Here is a 16,500-nt window from a genome sequence, read left to right on the forward strand (position 1 = left end):
TGGGCTCCTCGTCAGGCCGCGGCCGTCGCCGGCTGCACGGTTTCGAGACCGAAGTCTTCGGGGAAGTGGTTGAGCGCGGACAGCACCGGATAGGGCGTCATGCCGCCCATCGCGCACAGCGAGCCGGACACCATCGTGTCGCACAGATCGCGCAGCAGCGTGACCTGCCTTTCGGACGTGTCGCCGTTGCGGATCTTCGCGATTACCTCGACGCCGCGCGTCGAGCCGATCCGGCATGGCGTGCACTTGCCGCACGATTCGAGCGTGCAGAACTCCATCGCGTACTGCGCGAGTTCCGCGAGATTCGACGTGTCGTCGTGCACGACGAGCCCGCCGTGGCCGACCACCGCGCCGACCGCCGCATAGGCTTCGTAGTCCATCGGAATGTCCCACTGGCTTTCCGGCAGATAGGTGCCGAGCGGGCCGCCGACCTGCACCGCGCGCGCCGGGCGGCCGGATGCGGTGCCGCCGCCGTAGCCGACCAGCAGTTCGCGCAGCGTGACGCCGAACGCGAGTTCGACGAGGCCGCCCTGCTTGATGTTGCCGGCGAGCTGGAACGGCAGCGTGCCGCGCGAGCGGCCCATCCCGAAGTCCTTGTAGAACGCCGCGCCCTTCGCGAAGATGATCGGCACCGTCGCGAGCGTGATGACGTTGTTGATGACGGTCGGCTTGCCGTGCAGGCCCGCGAGCGCGGGCAGCGGCGGCTTCGCGCGGACGATCCCGCGCTTGCCTTCGAGCGATTCGAGCAGCGCGGTTTCCTCGCCGCATACGTACGCGCCTGCGCCCTTCGCGACGAACAGGTCGAAGCGGCGGCCGCTGCCGAGCACGTCGTCGCCGAGCCAGCCGGCGGCGCGCGCGCGGCGGATCGCTTCTTCCAGCGTGCCGATCGAATGCGGATACTCGCTGCGCACATAGACATGGCCGACCGTCGCGCCGGTCGACAGGCCGGCGATCGTCATCCCTTCGATCAGCACGTACGGATCGCTTTCCATCACGAGACGATCGGAGAACGTGCCGGAGTCGCCTTCGTCCGCGTTGCAGACCACGTACTTCTGGTCCGCGTGCGCCTGCGCGACGGTGCGCCACTTGATGCCCGCCGGAAACGCAGCGCCGCCGCGCCCGCGCAGGCCCGATTCGAGCAGCGCGTCGCATGCGGCGGACGGCGTCATCGCAAGCGCGTTGCGCAATCCTTCGAGGCCGCCGTGCGCGACGTAGTCGTCGGTGGACAGCGGATCGGTGATGCCGATGCGCGCGAACGTCAGGCGCTGCTGTTTCGCGAGATACGGAATCTGGTCGACGACGCCGACGCAGCGCGGATGCGGCTTGCCTTCGGCGAACCCCGCCTCGAACAGCGCGGCGACTTCATGCGGCTCGACGTTCGCGTAACCGATGCGCCCGCCGGCCGTTTCGACCTCGACCAGCGGTTCGAGATACAGCAGGCCGCGCGAGCCGTTGCGCACGAGTTCGATGGCGATGCCGCGCTGCGCGGCTTCGCGTTCGATCGCGGTGGCGATCGCGTCCGCGCCGAGTGCGAGCGCCGACGAATCGCGGGGGACATAGATGCGCGTCATGCGGCCTCCTCGGTGTGCGCGACGGTCGTGGCCGCGGCGAGCAGCGCGTCGAACTTCTGCGGCGTGACCTTCGCGTGCAGCGTGCCGTTGATCGTCAGCGCGGGCGACAGCGCGCACTGGCCGAGGCAATACACCGATTCGAGCGCGAGCGGACCGCCGCCGTGCGCATGGGCATGGGGATCGTCGTGACGGTGCTGCGCGAAGCGGCAGCCGGTGCGCGTCTCGATGTGCTGCGCGAGCGCCTCGCTGCCCATGCTGCGGCACGCTTCGGCGCGGCACAACTGAACCGTGACGGCCGCGGGCGGCTCGCTGCGGAAGTGGTGGTAATAGGTGATGACGCCATGGACCTCGGCGCGCGACAGGTTCATCGCTTTCGCGAGCGGCACGACGGTGCCGGACGGCACGAAGCCGACTTCGTCCTGGATCGCATGCAGGACCGCGAGCAGCGTGCGGCCCGGTTGCAGATGGCGCCGCACCAGTTCATCCGGCGCGGTAGCGATGGTCTCGTCCAAGTGGGGCTCCTCCAGGGGCATATATGCACTTGTTATTCATAAAGCGTGCGTCTATGCTGCATTTGTTTCTTGTTAGACCGAACAATAGGCCGCTGGAACGGCTTGCGCAATAGGAACACGGACTTCATAAATGATACGGGTCGAATGCGAAGCGCAGCTCGTCGTGCGCGACATGGAGGGCCGGGAGGCAAGCCTGACGGACGTTGTGCCGTTACTGGCGCTCGTCGCGGAGGAGGGCAGCATCGCGCAGGCCGCGCAGCGTAGGGGTTTGTCCTACCGTCATGCATGGGGCCTGTTGCGCGACGTCGAAGAGCGGCTCGGCGGCGCGTTGATCGCGAAGGCGCGCGGCCGCGGCTCGGTGCTTTCCGAACTCGGCGAAGCGGTGCTGCGTTCGCAGCGGTTATGTGTGGAGCGCCTGCACGGCAACATGCAGTCGCTCGCGAGCGAAGTCGCGAGCGACCTGAATCGCTGGCTCGCGCCCGATCGCGAGGACGTGCGCATTCATGCTTCGCACGGCTATGCAGTCGCCGAACTCGTGACCGCGCTGGTGGCCGACGAGGTGCCGGTCGAGATCAAGTACCGCGACAGCGCCGATGCGATCACCGCGCTCGCGCGCGGCGAATGCGATCTCGCCGGTTTCCATCTGCCGCGCGGCGAATTTCGCGCGGCCTGCGCGAATGCCTATCGAAGCTGGCTCGATCCGCAGCGCCACGTGCTCGTGCATCTGACGCGGCGCAAGCAGGGGCTGTTCGTCGGCCGGGGCAATCCGAAGCGGATCGAGGGACTCGTCGATCTCGCGCGGCCCGACATTCGCTTCGTGAACCGTCAGCCGGGATCGGGCACGCGGATGCTGATCGATCTGCTGCTCACGCGCATCGGCGTCGATCCTCAACGCGTGAACGGTTATGCGCTGTCGGAACTGACGCACTCCGCGATCGCCGCGTTCGTCGCGAGCGGGATGGCGGACGTCGGCTTCGGCGTCGAACCGGCCGCGCATCACTTCGGGCTCGACTTCATTCCGGTCGTCGACGAGGACTATTACTTCGCGTGCGACCGCACGCAACTCGATCGCGAGCCGCTCGCCGCCGTGCTGGAACTGCTGCGCGGCGCGGCGTTCAGGCAGCGCGTCGCGCAACTCGACGGCTACGATCCGGCCGAATGCGGCACCGTCGTTGCGCTCGACGAAGGCTGGTCCGGGCCGCGGGTTCTGTCACCACGGTAACGCGATGCAATGAGATCGCGCTGCACCGCGCGGCGCTTTTTGCGATACTTCCGGCTACGTTTGCTTTTCCTGCCTTGAAAGCGCGGCTGCCGCGCCTGATTCGATCATGAAATATCTGCTCAATGTCTGTGCGGCCGCGGCAACGGCCGGTGTGCTGTTCGCGACCGTCTCCGTTGCGTTCGCGCAGAATTCGCCCGGCGTGCCGGGCGGCATCCTGAACGACGAGTTCCGTCTGCAGGAGCATCCGCAACTTCAGTTCGCCGCATCCGCGCCTTCGGCCAAGTATCAGCACGGCGCGCCGACCGCGCGTCGCAAGCGCGGGGATCTGGGCGATCCGAACGGTTGCAATCTGCAATGTCCGCAGGACCAGTGAGCGGTAAACGTTGATGAAAGGCCGGCTGCCGCGACGGTGGCCGGCGCTGTGATGCGAGCAGGGTGGGCCGCCCGGCCGAGGTTGCCTGCGCGAACTCCGTGTTAACCCTTGCTCGAATCCGTCTTCATGCGAACGCCGTCGCGCACGCGTGCGCGACCTGTTCTATCAAGTCGGGCCACTGCGCGCCCGGCGGCTGCCTGAAGAGCCGCATCCCCGGATACCAGCGCGTATCGTTTCCTGCGTGCCCCCAGCGCCAGTCGAGGTCGTGAGCGGGCAGCATCACCCAGCACGGCGTGCCGACCGAGCCGGCGACGTGCGCGATCGCGGTGTCCACGCAGATCACCAGATCGAGCTGCGCGACGATCGCCGCGCTATCCGCCAGATCCGTCAGCGCAGTGCCGAGATGCAGCAGCGGCTGGTCCGCGGGCGGCTGCTGCGCGTCGTCTTCTCCCTGGCCTTTTTGCAGGCTCACGAACCGCGCGCCGGGCACGTTCCATAGCGGCGCGAGTTGCGCCAGCGACGGTATCGAGCGATGCGCGTCGTTGTGATGGCGCGGGTTGCCCTTCCACACGAGACCGATGCGCGGCCCCGCCGGCAACGCGTCGAGTTGCGCGCGCCAGTGCTCGACGCGCGCGGGGTCGGGCTTCAGATAAGCCACCGGCACGTTGCCATGCGTGCCGACATGCAGCGGCACGCTCAACAGGCTGGTCCAGCAGTCGAATTCCGCGGAACGCGTTTTGCCGGCCGTGTTGTCGAACACCTCGTCCACGCCGTCGATCGACGCGACGAGCCGATGCAGCGCGGGCATGCACGCGACCGCGATGCGCGCGACGCCGCGCGCCTTCAGCGCCGCGAAATAACGCCCGAACTGGATCATGTCGCCGAGGCCGTCCTCCTGCCACACGAGCAGCGACCGGCCTTCCAGCGACTCGCCCTGCCAGCGCGGGCATTGCACGATCGACAGCGTGTGGTGATGGACGAAGCGGGGCAGGTCGTAGCGCGATTCGTAGAGGGGCCACGCGTCGTCGAAGCGTTCCATGCTCAACAGCAGCGTCGACAGCGCGAACTTCGCGTCGCCGTAACCGGGTTGCAGGACCAGCGCCTGTCGCAGCGCCGCTTCCGCTTCATCCAGTTGGCCGAGCCCTTTGTGCACGATCCCGAGGCTGTAGTGCGTGGCCGCCAGATCCGGGCGCAGCGCCAGCGCCTGTTGATAGGCCACGGCCGCTTCGCGCGCGCGGCCGCTTTCGTGCAGTACCGCGCCGAGGTTGCTCAGCGTCTCGACGGCGTTCGGCTTCAGTTCGAGCGAACGGCGATAGCTTGCTTCGGCCTCGGGCAGCCGCTTTTGCGCGTGCTGCACAATGCCGAGGTTGTAATGGCATTCGGCGAAGTTCGGGTTGAGCGACAGCGCCTCGCCGAACGCGGCCTCCGCGTCGGACCAGCGTTCGAGCTTGTCGAGGATCACGCCGAGCGTGTTGTGCGCGTCCGCGAGGTCAGGGCGCAGCGCGATCGCGCAACGGATCGCCAATTCGGCTTCGGGCAGGCTGCCGCGCGCTTTCAGCAGTGCGGCCAGGTTGTTGAACGCGAGCGGATACGATGCGTGACTCACGCGCGAACGCTGGTATGCCGCTTCGGCTTCGGCCAGCTTGCCCTGTTCTTTCAGCGCGTCGCCGAGTTCGCGTTGCGACTGCGAATGCGCGAGGTGGCTCGCGATCAATGCCTGATACGCTTGCTCGGCCTCCTGCGGACGCTGCGCGGCTTGCAGCACGAGGCCGAGGTTGTAGCGCGCTTCGAGGTAGTCCGCGCGGATCTCCAGCGCGCGGCGGTACGCGGCTTCCGCGTCCGCGAGGCGTCCCAGTTCCTGGAGCGCGACGCCGTGGTTGTTGTGCGCCTCCGCGTTGTCCGGCCAGTGCGTGGCCCACGCGCGATACAGCGCTTCGGTTTCCGCCGTGCGCTTCTGCATCTTCGTCAGCAGACCGAGGCCGCCGTAGGCGGCGGCGAGCGTCGGGTCGAGTTCGAGCGCGCGGCGCCAGTATGCTTCGGCGTCGGCCATCTGCTGGAGGCCGAGCGAACTGGTCGCGGCGAGGTGCAGCGCGTGCAGCCTTGCGCCGGGAGGAACGTTGGCGTCGTCCGCGTCGAGCACCTGCGTGGCGACGGCGAGCGCCTCGGAGAACCGGCCTGCCTGGCAGAGCGCGGCGGCCAGCTGGCCAGGATCGGACGGGTGGACGCGCGGGTTGCTCAAGCAGAACTCCGGGGATTGGCTGGACAAACGCGGATGGATGTCGGTGTGGATACGGGTCCGGCTTGCGCGGCGAGGCAGTGCGCAGGACGGTGTGTGTGGGATTGCGGATGACGTGGCTGCCGGAGTCCTGTTTGAGGTGCCGGACGGATCGCAGGCAGCCCATGTCGACGCTAATGCTAGCGCGCAGGCCCCGTGGGCGATGCGTTCATTTGAACCCTGTATGCGGCTCAAATCGGGACTTCGGCGGAAGGGGGAAAGCAGGACGTCAGGTGGCGCAGGGAAGTGCGTACGAAAAAAAACCGCAGAGGCGTTTTGCGCCGCTGCGGGTTCTCGGACATGCGTCGAAGGGAATGTGTTGGTGGAGCCGGCGGGAATCGAACCCGCGTCCGCAAGCAGTCCACAACCAGTTCTACATACTTAGTCCTGTCATTTGATTTAACCGCACCGACGCGGACGAACACGCTTCGTTACGGCGAGTCACTTGATTTTCGGCCCCGGCACCGTGACGCAACAGGGGATTATCTGACGTAAATGACCTCGCTGGTCTTGCGACCCTGACCCGTCAGCGAGTCAGTGCGAGGTTGGCGGGGTTAAGCCGCCAATGCGTACGTTTCGTCGTTCGCAGTTACTTAAGTCCCATTGATTAACGAGGTGACGGGTCCTCGGTATGCCCTGAGCTGCTTCATTACCCACGTCGAAACCAGGTCGGCCCCAACAGGAACGGCAATTATCCCATAGATCCCGGGATCGGGCTAACCGCAGGTGGCTTTAGCCGCGCGACGTCGCCCCGACGCGTCGCAATAGCGCGAGCAGCGCATCGGTCGTGTCGGCGACGTGGTGCGCGTTCCAGTGCAGCGGCGGCAGGTCGTTGCCGCAGTAGCCGTAGCCGGCCGCGACCGTCGCCATCCCGGCCGCGTGGCCGGCCTGGATGTCGCGCAGGTCGTCGCCGACATAGACGATGCGCGGCGCGTCGACGCCGAGCGCGTCGGCCGCGTGCAGCAGCGGCGCCGGGTGCGGCTTCGAATACGGCGTCGTGTCGCCGCTGACCACGCACGCCGCGCGCCGGTCGAGGCCGAGCAGCGCGACGAGCGGCGCGGTGAGGCGCGCGACCTTGTTCGTCACGATGCCCCAGCGCACGCCGCGCGCGTCGAGGTCGTCGAGCAGCGCGTCGATGCCGGGGAACAGCACCGTGTCGACGCGCAGGTTCGCTTCGTAGTTCGCGAGAAACTCTTCGCGCATCGCCGCGAATTCGGGGTCGTCCGGGCCGACGCCGAACGCGGCGCCGATCAGTCCGCGCGCGCCGGCCGAAGCCAGCGGCCGCAGGCGTTCGAGCGGCGCGGGCGCGAGGCCGCGCGTGTGGCGCATCAGGTTGACCGCGGCGGCGAGATCGGGCGCGGTGTCGGCGAGCGTGCCGTCGAGGTCGAACAGCACTGCGTCGCACGCGGCGAGCGCCGCGCCGTCGTCCGGCGCGGGAGAAACGGCGGATGGAGCATTCATGAGCGGAAGAGGGCGAGGCTGCGGCGGATCAAGCTTCGCGCCGGCACGCGAGCAGATAGTTGACGCTCGTGTCGTTGGACAGCGCGAAGCGCCGGGTCAGCGGGCCATACGTGATGCCCTTGATGTCGGCGGTGTGCAGGCCGGCATCGCGCACGAACGAGGCCAGTTCCGACGGGCGGATGAAGCGCGCGTAGTCGTGCGTGCCTTTCGGCAGCATCTGCGCGATGTATTCGGCGCCGATCACCGCGAGCAGGTACGACTTCACGTTGCGGTTCAGCGTCGAGAAGAACACCCAGCCGCCGGGCTTTACCAGCGTCGCGCACGCGGCGACGACGGCAGCCGGTTGCGGCACGTGTTCGAGCATTTCCATGCAGGTGACGACGTCATACGACGCCGGCTCGCGCGCGGCCAGCGCCTCGGCCGCGATTTCCTCGTATTCGACGCTGATGCCGCTTTCGAGGCTATGCAGGTCCGCGACGCCGAGCGCCTCATGCGACAGATCGATGCCCTTCACGCTCGCGCCGAGCCCCGCCATCGATTCGGACAGGATGCCGCCGCCGCAGCCGATGTCGAGCACGCGCTTGCCGGTGAGGTGCGCGTGGTTGTCGATCCAGCCGAGCCGGATCGGATTCAGTTCGTGCAGCGGCTTGAACTCGGCATTCGGGTCCCACCAGCGATGCGCGAGATCGCTGAATTTCTGGAGTTCGTGGGGATCGGCGTTCGTCATGTCGGTGCGGTGGGGCGCGCTTGGCGGGTGAAAGAGGATAAGGCCTGAGTATATAGGCGGGGGAGCGGGGCGGCAAAATGCCACGAGCCGCTGGCCCCGGCCGTGCCGGCGGCCGTCGAATGGCCGCGGCAGATAAAAAAAGCCCCGCCGAAGCGGGGCTTTGAGGCTTTCAGCCGAGGCTCGCGGCTTACTGGCGCGGCGTGCCGACGACTTCGACTTCCACGCGGCGGTCCGGTGCGAGGCAGGCGATGAGAGCCTTGCGGTTCTTCTGGTTGCAGCCCGTCGTGACCGGGTTGCGCTTGCCCTTGCCTTCCGTGTAGATACGGTCGGCCGGGACGCCCTTGCTGACCAGATAGGCCTTCACGGCTTGTGCACGGCGCATCGACAGACGGTCGTTGTACGCAACGGTACCGATACGGTCGGTGTGGCCGGTTGCCACGACGACTTCGAGGTTCAGCGCTTCGATGCGCGCTGCCAGTTCGTCCAGCTTGGCCTTGCCAGCCGGCTTCAGGACGGCCTTGTCGAAGTCGAACAGCGTTTCAGCCTGATACGTGACCTTTTCGCTGCGGATTGCCGGAGCAGCAGGCGCTGCGACCGGCGGTTGCGGAGCCTGAGCGACGAGGGCGCCGTCGCACTTCGCGTTGGCCGTTGCAGGCGTCCAGAACGCATCGCGCCAGCAAAGCTCGTTCGTGCCGTTCATCCACACCCACTCGCCCGTACCATTCACCCAGTTGTCATTCACGGCTTGTCGCGACGCCGGCACCGACTGTGCCGAGGCGGATGCAGCCATTACTGCGGTAGCTGCAATGAACGCGAGCTTTGAAAGTTTATTCATATTTCTCCTCTCGAAATTGAGATTACCGCAGGTTTACTGCGAGCCTGATGACGAAGACAAGTCATACATTGCTCGAAGTATAACATTGGCGCGTTGTGGGGAACGCTTTGTGTAGACTTCGAGCAGCGTCTAACTTTGTGCGTTGGCATTTTGCCATATCGTTCCCTTCCAACGATAAAAAAAATCTGCCCCTTTCTACGGGGTCCCGCGATTGTGGTGCTACCGCAACAGAAAAGCGCCGTCTGGCGCGGGTTTGCGGGCGATTGGCACAGATCCGGGCCGCCGTTTCCGCAGTGTCACCCGATTGCCGGATGCGTGCGCGAAACCTGTGCAGACCCCGTTCTGTCCCTGATCAACCGGCGGCGTTTGAGGCGCCTCACGCGTGGCCCACTAATAGGTATACGCAGTTCGCGGGCGGGGGTGTCCAGCATGGTAGAATCGCTTGATATACGCTGCGTCCGCGGCGTCCATGCGACATCGGGGCGCGCGGCGGTTTCGTAGCCGTTCCGCGTCTCCATCAGACATCGATAATGGATCAATTCGCCAAAGAGACCCTGCCAATCTCCCTCGAAGAGGAAATGCGCCGCTCGTATCTCGATTACGCGATGAGCGTGATCGTCGGGCGCGCACTGCCGGATGTTCGCGACGGTCTCAAGCCGGTTCACCGGCGTGTGCTGTACGCGATGCACGAGCTGAACAACGACTGGAACCGCGCATACAAGAAGTCGGCGCGTATCGTCGGCGACGTGATCGGTAAATATCACCCGCACGGCGACACCGCGGTCTACGACACGATCGTCCGGATGGCGCAGAACTTTTCGCTGCGCTACATGCTGGTGGACGGCCAGGGCAACTTCGGTTCGATCGACGGCGACAACGCCGCCGCGATGCGTTACACCGAAATCCGCATGGCGAAGATCGGCCATGAACTGCTGGCCGACATCGACAAGGAAACCGTCGATTTCGGGCCGAACTACGACGGCAGCGAAAGCGAGCCGCAGATCCTGCCCGCGCGGATCCCGAACCTGCTGATCAACGGCTCGTCCGGCATCGCGGTCGGGATGGCGACCAACATCCCGCCGCACAACCTGAACGAAGTCGTCGACGCGTGCCAGCATCTGCTGAAGAACCCGGAGGCGTCGATCGATGAACTGATCGAGATCATTCCGGCGCCGGATTTCCCGACCGCCGGCATCATCTACGGGGTAGCCGGCGTCCGCGACGGTTATCGCACCGGCCGCGGCCGCGTCGTGATGCGCGCGGCGACCCATTTCGAGGAAATCGACCGCGGCCAGCGGATGGCGATCATCGTCGACGAACTGCCGTACCAGGTGAACAAGCGTTCGCTGCTGGAGCGCATCGCCGAGCTGGTCAACGAGAAGAAGCTCGAAGGCATCTCGGACATCCGCGACGAGTCGGACAAGAGCGGCATGCGCGTCGTGATCGAACTGAAGCGCGGCGAGGTGCCCGAGGTCATCCTGAACAACCTGTACAAGGCGACCCAGCTTCAGGACACGTTCGGGATGAACATGGTCGCGCTGGTGGACAACCAGCCGAAGCTGCTGAACCTGAAGGAAATGCTTGAGCATTTCCTGTCGCACCGGCGCGAGGTGCTGACGCGGCGCACTGTATACGAACTGCGCAAGGCCCGCGAACGCGGTCACGTGCTGGAAGGCCTCGCGGTCGCGCTCGCGAACATCGACGAATTCATCGAGATCATCAAGGCCGCGCCGACGCCGCCGATCGCGAAGCAGGAGTTGATGGCGCGCTCGTGGGATTCGTCGCTGGTGCGCGAGATGCTGAGCCGCGCGGAGACCGAAAACGCGGCGGCCGGCGGCAGCGGCGCCTACCGGCCGGAAGGCCTGAGCCCGATCTACGGGATGCAGGGCGACGGGCACTATCGCCTGTCCGACACGCAGGCGCAGGAAATCCTGCAAATGCGTCTGCAACGTCTGACGGGGCTTGAACAGGACAAGATCACCGGCGAGTATCGTGAAGTGATGGCGCAGATCGCCGACCTGCTCGACATCCTCGCGCGCCCGGAGCGCGTAACGTCGATGATCTCCGACGAACTCGTCGCGATCAAGAGCGAATTCGGCGACGAGCGCCGCTCGAAGATCGAGCTGAACGCGACCGAACTGAACACCGAGGACCTGATCACGCCGCAGGACATGGTCGTCACGATGTCCCACACCGGATACGTGAAATCGCAGCCGTTGTCCGAATATCGCGCGCAGAAGCGCGGAGGTCGCGGCAAGCAGGCGACGTCGATGAAGGAAGACGACTGGATCGACACGCTGTTCATTGCGAACACGCACGATCACATCCTGTGTTTCTCGAATCGCGGCCGCGTGTACTGGGTGAAGGTCTACGAGGTGCCGCAGGGCTCGCGCAACTCGCGCGGCCGGCCGATCGTCAACATGTTCCCGCTGCAGGACGGCGAAAAGATCACCGTCGTGCTGCCGGTCAAGGAGTTCTCGGCCGACAAGTACGTGTTCATGGCGACCGCGCTCGGCACCGTGAAGAAGACTCCGCTGGAAGCGTTCAGCCGCCCGCTGCGCAAGGGTATCATTGCGGTCGGCCTCGACGACGGCGACTACCTGATTGGCGCGGCGATCACCGACGGCCAGCACGACGTGATGCTGTTCTCGGATTCGGGCAAGGCGGTGCGCTTCGACGAAAACGATGTGCGTCCGATGGGGCGCGAAGCGCGCGGCGTGCGCGGGATGCAACTTGAAGATGGCCAGCAGGTCATAGCGCTTCTCGTGGCGGGCGACGAGCAGCAGTCGGTGCTCACCGCGACGGAGAACGGCTACGGCAAGCGCACGCCGATCACCGAGTACACGCGTCATGGGCGCGGCACGAAGGGCATGATCGCGATCCAGACGTCGGAGCGTAACGGCAGGGTGGTCGCCGCGACGCTCGTCGATCCGGAAGCCGAGATCATGCTGATTACGACAACCGGCGTATTGATTCGCACCCGGGTGTCGGAGATCCGTGAAATGGGGCGTGCGACGCAAGGTGTTACACTCATCAGCCTTGATGAAGGCACGAAGCTTTCCGGCCTGCAGCAGATCGCGGAAGCGGATGCGGACGGCGATGTCGAAGGCGCAGCCGACGGCGAAACGAGCGAAGGTGACGGGCAACAGTAATGCGAAGCGGAGGTCCGCAAAAGCGGGCCGCGTAGTGCCGGACAGTGTCGCGGAATCATGCGGCGGGCGCAGTGAAGCGCCCCGCGGTTCGCGCGGCGGGCGATTCGACTTAAATCTCTAAGGGAATAGATGATGCAAAAACGATTCAAGCAGGTGATGTTGCTGGCCGCTCTCGTGCCGACTTTCGCAATGGCCCAGGCGCTGGACAGCCAGCAGGCCCCGGCTCCGGCAGCGGCTGCAGCACCCGTCGATCCGGCCAAGCAGGCCGCGATCAAGGACCTGCTCGACGCGATCGACGCGCAGAAGCTCGTCGGCGCAATCGGCAACAGCGCGCAGATGCAGGCGAAGCAACTCGTGCCGGCGATCCTGTCGGACGCGCTGTCGGAAAACAAGACGCTGACGGACAAGCAGAAGCAGGCGTCCGTGCCGGCGCTGCAGAAGAACTCGGTGCCGAAGCTGGTCGACTCCGCAGGCCAGGTCTTCGCGACCGACGCGTTCCGCCAGGACGCGATGCAGGCGCAGTACGACGCGTACGCGAAGTACTACAGCACGCAGGAAATCAAGGACCTGACGACGTTCTACCGCAGCCCGACCGGCCGCAAGTTCATCCAGGTGCAGGATCAGGTTGGCCGCGACGTGGTCAACGGCCTGATGCAGAAGTACATGCCGCAATCGATCCGCGCGACGCGCGATCAGGCGGACAAGGAAGTCGCCTCGGTCAAGCCGGCGGCCAAGTAAGGCGCCCGCGGGCGCGCCGCCGGCAAGGCTTGCGGCGCGCGGCGATGCGGGGAGCCGCGTTTGGCGGGTTCCCTGTGACAGTGCGATAATGGCCGTTTGCGCGAAAGCGCAGACGGCCATTTCTTTTTGGGCGCGGTTTCCGGCCTTTTTTGCCGCGGCGCCTGCTCCGGGGATTTCTTACGATGCGCGTGTTCAATTTCTCAGCCGGACCAGCGGCGTTGCCCGAGGAAGTGCTTCGCCAGGCTGCCGACGAAATGCTCGACTGGCATGGCAGCGGAATGAGCGTGATGGAAATGAGCCACCGCGGCCCGGAGTTCATGTCGATCCATTCGGACGCGCTGCTCGATCTGCGTGAGTTGCTCGCGGTGCCCGCGAGCCACCAGATCCTGTTCCTGCAGGGCGGTGGAATTGGCGAAAACGCGATCGTCCCGTTGAACCTGTTCGGCGCGAAGCCGCGCGCGGATTTCGTGATCACCGGTTCGTGGTCGCAGAAATCGCAGAAGGAAGCGCTCAAGTACGGCGCCGCGCACATCGCCGCGAGCGGCCAGACGGAGCATGGCTTTACGCGTTCGCCGTCGCGCGCCGAATGGCAGCTGTCGGACGACCCGGCCTACGTGCATCTGTGCACGAACGAGACGATCAACGGCGTCGAGACGTTCGAGATTCCGGATCTCGGCGACATCCCGCTCGTCGCGGATGCGTCGTCGCACATCCTGTCGCGCCCGATGGACATCGCGAAGTACGGCGTGCTGTACGGCGGCGCGCAGAAGAACATCGGAATGGCCGGCGTCACCGTCGTGATCGTGCGCGAGGACCTGCTCGACCGCGCGATGTCGATCTGCCCGTCCGCGTTCGAATGGAAGACCGTCGCCGCGAACAACTCGATGTACAACACGCCACCGACCTACGCGATCTACATCGCGGGCCTCGTGTTCAAGTGGCTGAAGCGCCAGGGCGGCCTCGCCGCGATCGAGGCGCGCAACATCGAAAAAGCGAAGCTGCTGTACGACACGATCGACGCGAGCAGTTTCTACATCAACAAGGTGGAGCGTCCGGTGCGTTCGCGGATGAACGTGCCGTTCTTCCTCGCCGACGAATCACGCAATGAAGACTTCCTTGCCGGCGCGAAGGCGCGCGGGCTGTTGCAGCTGAAGGGCCACAAGTCCGTCGGCGGCATGCGGGCGTCGATTTACAACGCGGTGCCGCTCGAAGGCGTCAAGGCGCTGGTCGAGTACATGAAGGAATTCGAAGCCACGCACGCGTGACGCCGGTGCGAGCCGCGTCGCGTGCGCACCCTTTCAGACTGCCGGTTTCACGCATGGACGACGAACTCAATTCAAAACTCAAGCCGCTGCGCGATCGCATCGATGCGATCGACGCGCAACTGATCGCGCTGCTGAACCAGCGCGCGGCGGTGGCGCTGGAAGTCGGCGAGGTCAAGAAGCACTACAACGCGCCGGTGTTTCGCCCCGAGCGCGAAATGCAGGTGATCGCGCGCCTGCAGCAGATGAGCGAAGGTCCGCTTGAAAACGCGCATATCGGCGCGATCTGGCGCGAGATCATGGCCGCGAGCCGCTCGCTCGAAAAGACGCAGACCGTCGCGTTCCTCGGTCCGGTCGGCACGTACAGCGAGCAGGCGATGTTCGAATACTTCGGACAATCGATCGACGGGCTGCCGTGTCCGTCGATCGACGAAGTGTTCCGCTCGGTCGAGGCGGGCGCGGCCGAGTTCGGCGTCGTGCCGGTCGAGAATTCGAGCGAGGGCGCGGTGTCGCGCACGCTCGACCTGTTCCTGCAGACGCAGTTGCAGATCGGCGGCGAACTCGCGCTGCCGATCCATCACAACCTGCTGACGCAGGGCGGCAGCCTCGCGGGCGTCACGCGCGTGTGCGCGCATCCGCAGGCGCTCGCGCAGTGCCAGCACTGGCTGAACGCGAACGCGCCGCAACTGGAGCGCCATGCGGTGTCGAGCAACGCGGAGGCGGCGCGCATCGCGGCCGCCGATCCGGCCGTCGCCGCCATTGCCGGCGATCGCGCGGCCGCGCACTACGGGTTGCAGATCGCGCACGCGCTGATCCAGGACGATCCGCACAACCGCACGCGTTTCGTGATGATCGGCAAGGTGCCGGCCGGCCCGAGCGGCTACGACCAGACCTCGACGATCGTGTCGGTGAAAAACGAGCCGGGCGCGATGTACAAGCTGCTCGAACCGCTCGCGCGCCACGGCGTGTCGATGACGCGTTTCGAGTCGCGGCCCGCGCGGGTCGGCACGTGGGAGTATTACTTCTACATCGACTTCGAAGGCCATCGCGACGACGAACGCGTGGCCGCGGCGCTCGACGAACTCGACCGGAAAGCCGCGTTCCTGAAGATTCTCGGCTCGTATCCGCGCGCCCGCTGATGCGGTGTCCGCAGTGCGGTCACCGAACCCGATTAGCCTATCCGGCCTCGCAGCCCTGGAGACATAGATGACAACGCAATTCGGCCCAACGTATGTGCGCGCGATCGCGCCTTACATCGCCGGCAAACCGATTTCCGAGGTGGCGCGCCAGTTCGGTCTCGACGAGGCGCGCATCGTGAAGCTCGCGTCGAACGAAAATCCGCTCGGGATGCCCGAGTCGGCGCAGCGCGCGATCGCGCAGGCCGCGAGCGACCTCGGCCGGTATCCGGACTCGAACGGCTTCGAGCTGAAGGCCGCGCTGGCCGCCCGCTACGACGTGCCGCCGGAGTGGATCACGCTCGGCAACGGCAGCAACGACATCCTCGAAATCGCCGCGCACGCGTTCGTCGAGAAGGGGCAGTCGATTGTCTATTCGCAGTATTCGTTCGCGGTCTACGCGCTCGCGACGCAGGGCCTCGGCGGCCGCGCGATCGTGACGCCGGCCGTGAAGCACGGCCACGATCTCGACGCGATGCTCGCGGCGATCGCTGACGACACGCGGCTCGTGTTCGTCGCGAATCCGAACAATCCGACCGGCACGTTCATCGACGGCGCGACGCTCGAAGCGTTCATCGCGAAGGTGCCGCGCGACGTGGTCGTCGTGCTCGACGAGGCGTACACCGAGTACCTCGCGGCGGACAAGCGCTACGACTCGATCGCATGGGCGCGCCGTTATCCGAACCTGCTGGTGTCGCGCACGTTCTCGAAGGCGTATGGCCTCGCCGGCCTGCGCGTCGGTTTCGCGATCGCGCAGCCGGCGTTGACCGATCTGATGAACCGGCTGCGTCAGCCGTTCAACGTGAACTCGCTCGCGCAGGCGGCGGCGATCGCGGCGCTCGGCGACAGCGCGTTCCTCGAAAAGAGCGCGGCGCTGAACGCCGAAGGCTATCGTGTACTGACCGGCGCGTTCGACCGGCTCGGCCTCGAATATGTGCCGTCGGACGGCAATTTCGTGCTGGTGCGCGTCGGCAGCGACGACGATGCGGGCAATCGCGTGAACCTCGAACTGCTGAAGCAGGGCGTGATCGTGCGGCCGGTCGGCAACTACGGCCTGCCGCAGTGGCTGCGCGTGACGATCGGCCTGCCGGAAGAGAACGCGGCGTTCGTCGCGGCGCTCGAACGCACGCTGGCGCCCGCCTGACGGCGGCAGGGCTGAAACAGGCATCTCGCGCGCCGGAATCCGTAGTCGCGGTC

Annotated in this window: 13 protein-coding genes and 1 other RNA gene; 7 read left to right on the forward strand and 7 right to left on the reverse strand. The window is 65.9% G+C overall.

Annotation, left to right across the window (positions count from 1 at the left end):
- Positions 1-11 precede the first annotated feature (11 nt).
- Entirely contained in the window at positions 12-1,571 is a 1,560-nt protein-coding gene (locus tag BLV92_RS05685; protein ID WP_090543024.1) for a formate dehydrogenase beta subunit, read from the reverse strand.
- A complete protein-coding gene (locus tag BLV92_RS05690) occupies positions 1,568-2,083 on the reverse strand; it encodes an NAD(P)H-dependent oxidoreductase subunit E (protein ID WP_090543026.1) in 516 nt (171 codons plus the stop codon). Before BLV92_RS05690 ends, BLV92_RS05685 begins: the two co-directional genes overlap by 4 nt.
- A gap of 130 nt (positions 2,084-2,213) precedes the next feature.
- Here BLV92_RS05690 and BLV92_RS05695 point away from each other — a divergent pair, with 130 nt between their 5' ends.
- Both BLV92_RS05695 and BLV92_RS05700 read left to right on the forward strand, forming a co-directional pair.
- Positions 2,214-3,305: a substrate-binding domain-containing protein gene (locus tag BLV92_RS05695; RefSeq protein WP_090543028.1), complete on the forward strand. Its 1,092-nt coding sequence runs from the start codon at positions 2,214-2,216 to the stop codon at positions 3,303-3,305.
- 106 nt (positions 3,306-3,411) lie between these two features.
- Positions 3,412-3,678, forward strand: a complete 267-nt coding sequence (locus tag BLV92_RS05700; protein ID WP_090543030.1) for a hypothetical protein — start codon at positions 3,412-3,414, stop codon at positions 3,676-3,678.
- Positions 3,679-3,802: 124 nt separating this feature from the next.
- On the opposite strand, the gene BLV92_RS05705 is transcribed toward BLV92_RS05700, so the two are convergent.
- From BLV92_RS05705 to ompA, 5 genes are all read right to left on the reverse strand, one after another.
- Entirely contained in the window at positions 3,803-5,917 is a 2,115-nt protein-coding gene (locus BLV92_RS05705; RefSeq protein WP_090543032.1) for a tetratricopeptide repeat protein, read from the reverse strand.
- A gap of 356 nt (positions 5,918-6,273) precedes the next feature.
- Positions 6,274-6,630: a transfer-messenger RNA gene (gene ssrA, locus BLV92_RS05710) on the reverse strand.
- 55 nt (positions 6,631-6,685) lie between these two features.
- Positions 6,686-7,414 (reverse strand): phosphoglycolate phosphatase, encoded by a 729-nt coding sequence (gph, locus tag BLV92_RS05715; RefSeq protein ID WP_090543034.1) that lies wholly within the window; start codon positions 7,412-7,414, stop codon positions 6,686-6,688.
- 28 nt (positions 7,415-7,442) lie between these two features.
- Positions 7,443-8,141, reverse strand: coding sequence for a bifunctional 2-polyprenyl-6-hydroxyphenol methylase/3-demethylubiquinol 3-O-methyltransferase UbiG (gene ubiG / locus BLV92_RS05720; RefSeq protein WP_090543036.1), 699 nt, complete (start codon positions 8,139-8,141; stop codon positions 7,443-7,445).
- Between the two features lie 187 nt (positions 8,142-8,328).
- Positions 8,329-8,976, reverse strand: a complete 648-nt coding sequence (ompA, locus tag BLV92_RS05725; protein WP_090543038.1) for an outer membrane protein OmpA — start codon at positions 8,974-8,976, stop codon at positions 8,329-8,331.
- A gap of 530 nt (positions 8,977-9,506) precedes the next feature.
- On the opposite strand from ompA, the gene gyrA reads away from it, so the two are divergent.
- The 5 genes from gyrA (at position 9,507) to hisC (ending at position 16,447) form a co-directional block, all read left to right on the forward strand.
- Entirely contained in the window at positions 9,507-12,128 is a 2,622-nt protein-coding gene (gyrA, locus tag BLV92_RS05730; protein ID WP_090543039.1) for a DNA gyrase subunit A, read from the forward strand.
- Positions 12,129-12,260: 132 nt separating this feature from the next.
- Positions 12,261-12,866 carry a DUF2059 domain-containing protein gene (locus BLV92_RS05735; RefSeq protein WP_090546855.1) on the forward strand — a complete coding sequence of 202 codons (606 nt, stop codon included), beginning with the start codon at positions 12,261-12,263 and terminating at the stop codon, positions 12,864-12,866.
- 182 nt (positions 12,867-13,048) lie between these two features.
- Positions 13,049-14,131 (forward strand): 3-phosphoserine/phosphohydroxythreonine transaminase, encoded by a 1,083-nt coding sequence (gene serC / locus BLV92_RS05740; protein ID WP_090543041.1) that lies wholly within the window; start codon positions 13,049-13,051, stop codon positions 14,129-14,131.
- 53 nt (positions 14,132-14,184) lie between these two features.
- Positions 14,185-15,267, forward strand: coding sequence for a prephenate dehydratase (gene pheA / locus BLV92_RS05745; RefSeq protein ID WP_090543043.1), 1,083 nt, complete (start codon positions 14,185-14,187; stop codon positions 15,265-15,267).
- A 67-nt stretch (positions 15,268-15,334) separates the two neighbouring features.
- Positions 15,335-16,447: a histidinol-phosphate transaminase gene (gene hisC / locus BLV92_RS05750; protein ID WP_090543045.1), complete on the forward strand. Its 1,113-nt coding sequence runs from the start codon at positions 15,335-15,337 to the stop codon at positions 16,445-16,447.
- The last annotated feature ends 53 nt before the right edge of the window (positions 16,448-16,500 follow it).

The sequence above is a fragment of the Paraburkholderia caballeronis genome, from assembly GCF_900104845.1.
Classification (GTDB): Bacteria; Pseudomonadota; Gammaproteobacteria; order Burkholderiales; family Burkholderiaceae; genus Paraburkholderia; species Paraburkholderia caballeronis.

Excerpts from the sequence above, each read along its gene's own strand:
- BLV92_RS05700 (WP_090543030.1), top strand. The coding sequence starts at position 3,412 with ATGAAATATCTGCTCAATGTCTGTGCGGCCGCGGCAACGGCCGGTGTG.
- pheA (WP_090543043.1), top strand. The coding sequence starts at position 14,185 with ATGGACGACGAACTCAATTCAAAACTCAAGCCGCTGCGCGATCGCATC.
- ubiG (WP_090543036.1), bottom strand. The coding sequence starts at position 8,141 with ATGACGAACGCCGATCCCCACGAACTCCAGAAATTCAGCGATCTCGCG.
- BLV92_RS05735 (WP_090546855.1), top strand. The coding sequence starts at position 12,261 with ATGCAAAAACGATTCAAGCAGGTGATGTTGCTGGCCGCTCTCGTGCCG.
- gyrA (WP_090543039.1), top strand. The coding sequence starts at position 9,507 with ATGGATCAATTCGCCAAAGAGACCCTGCCAATCTCCCTCGAAGAGGAA.
- serC (WP_090543041.1), top strand. The coding sequence starts at position 13,049 with ATGCGCGTGTTCAATTTCTCAGCCGGACCAGCGGCGTTGCCCGAGGAA.
- gph (WP_090543034.1), bottom strand. The coding sequence starts at position 7,414 with ATGAATGCTCCATCCGCCGTTTCTCCCGCGCCGGACGACGGCGCGGCG.
- BLV92_RS05685 (WP_090543024.1), bottom strand. The coding sequence starts at position 1,571 with ATGACGCGCATCTATGTCCCCCGCGATTCGTCGGCGCTCGCACTCGGC.
- hisC (WP_090543045.1), top strand. The coding sequence starts at position 15,335 with ATGACAACGCAATTCGGCCCAACGTATGTGCGCGCGATCGCGCCTTAC.
- ompA (WP_090543038.1), bottom strand. The coding sequence starts at position 8,976 with ATGAATAAACTTTCAAAGCTCGCGTTCATTGCAGCTACCGCAGTAATG.
- BLV92_RS05695 (WP_090543028.1), top strand. The coding sequence starts at position 2,214 with ATGATACGGGTCGAATGCGAAGCGCAGCTCGTCGTGCGCGACATGGAG.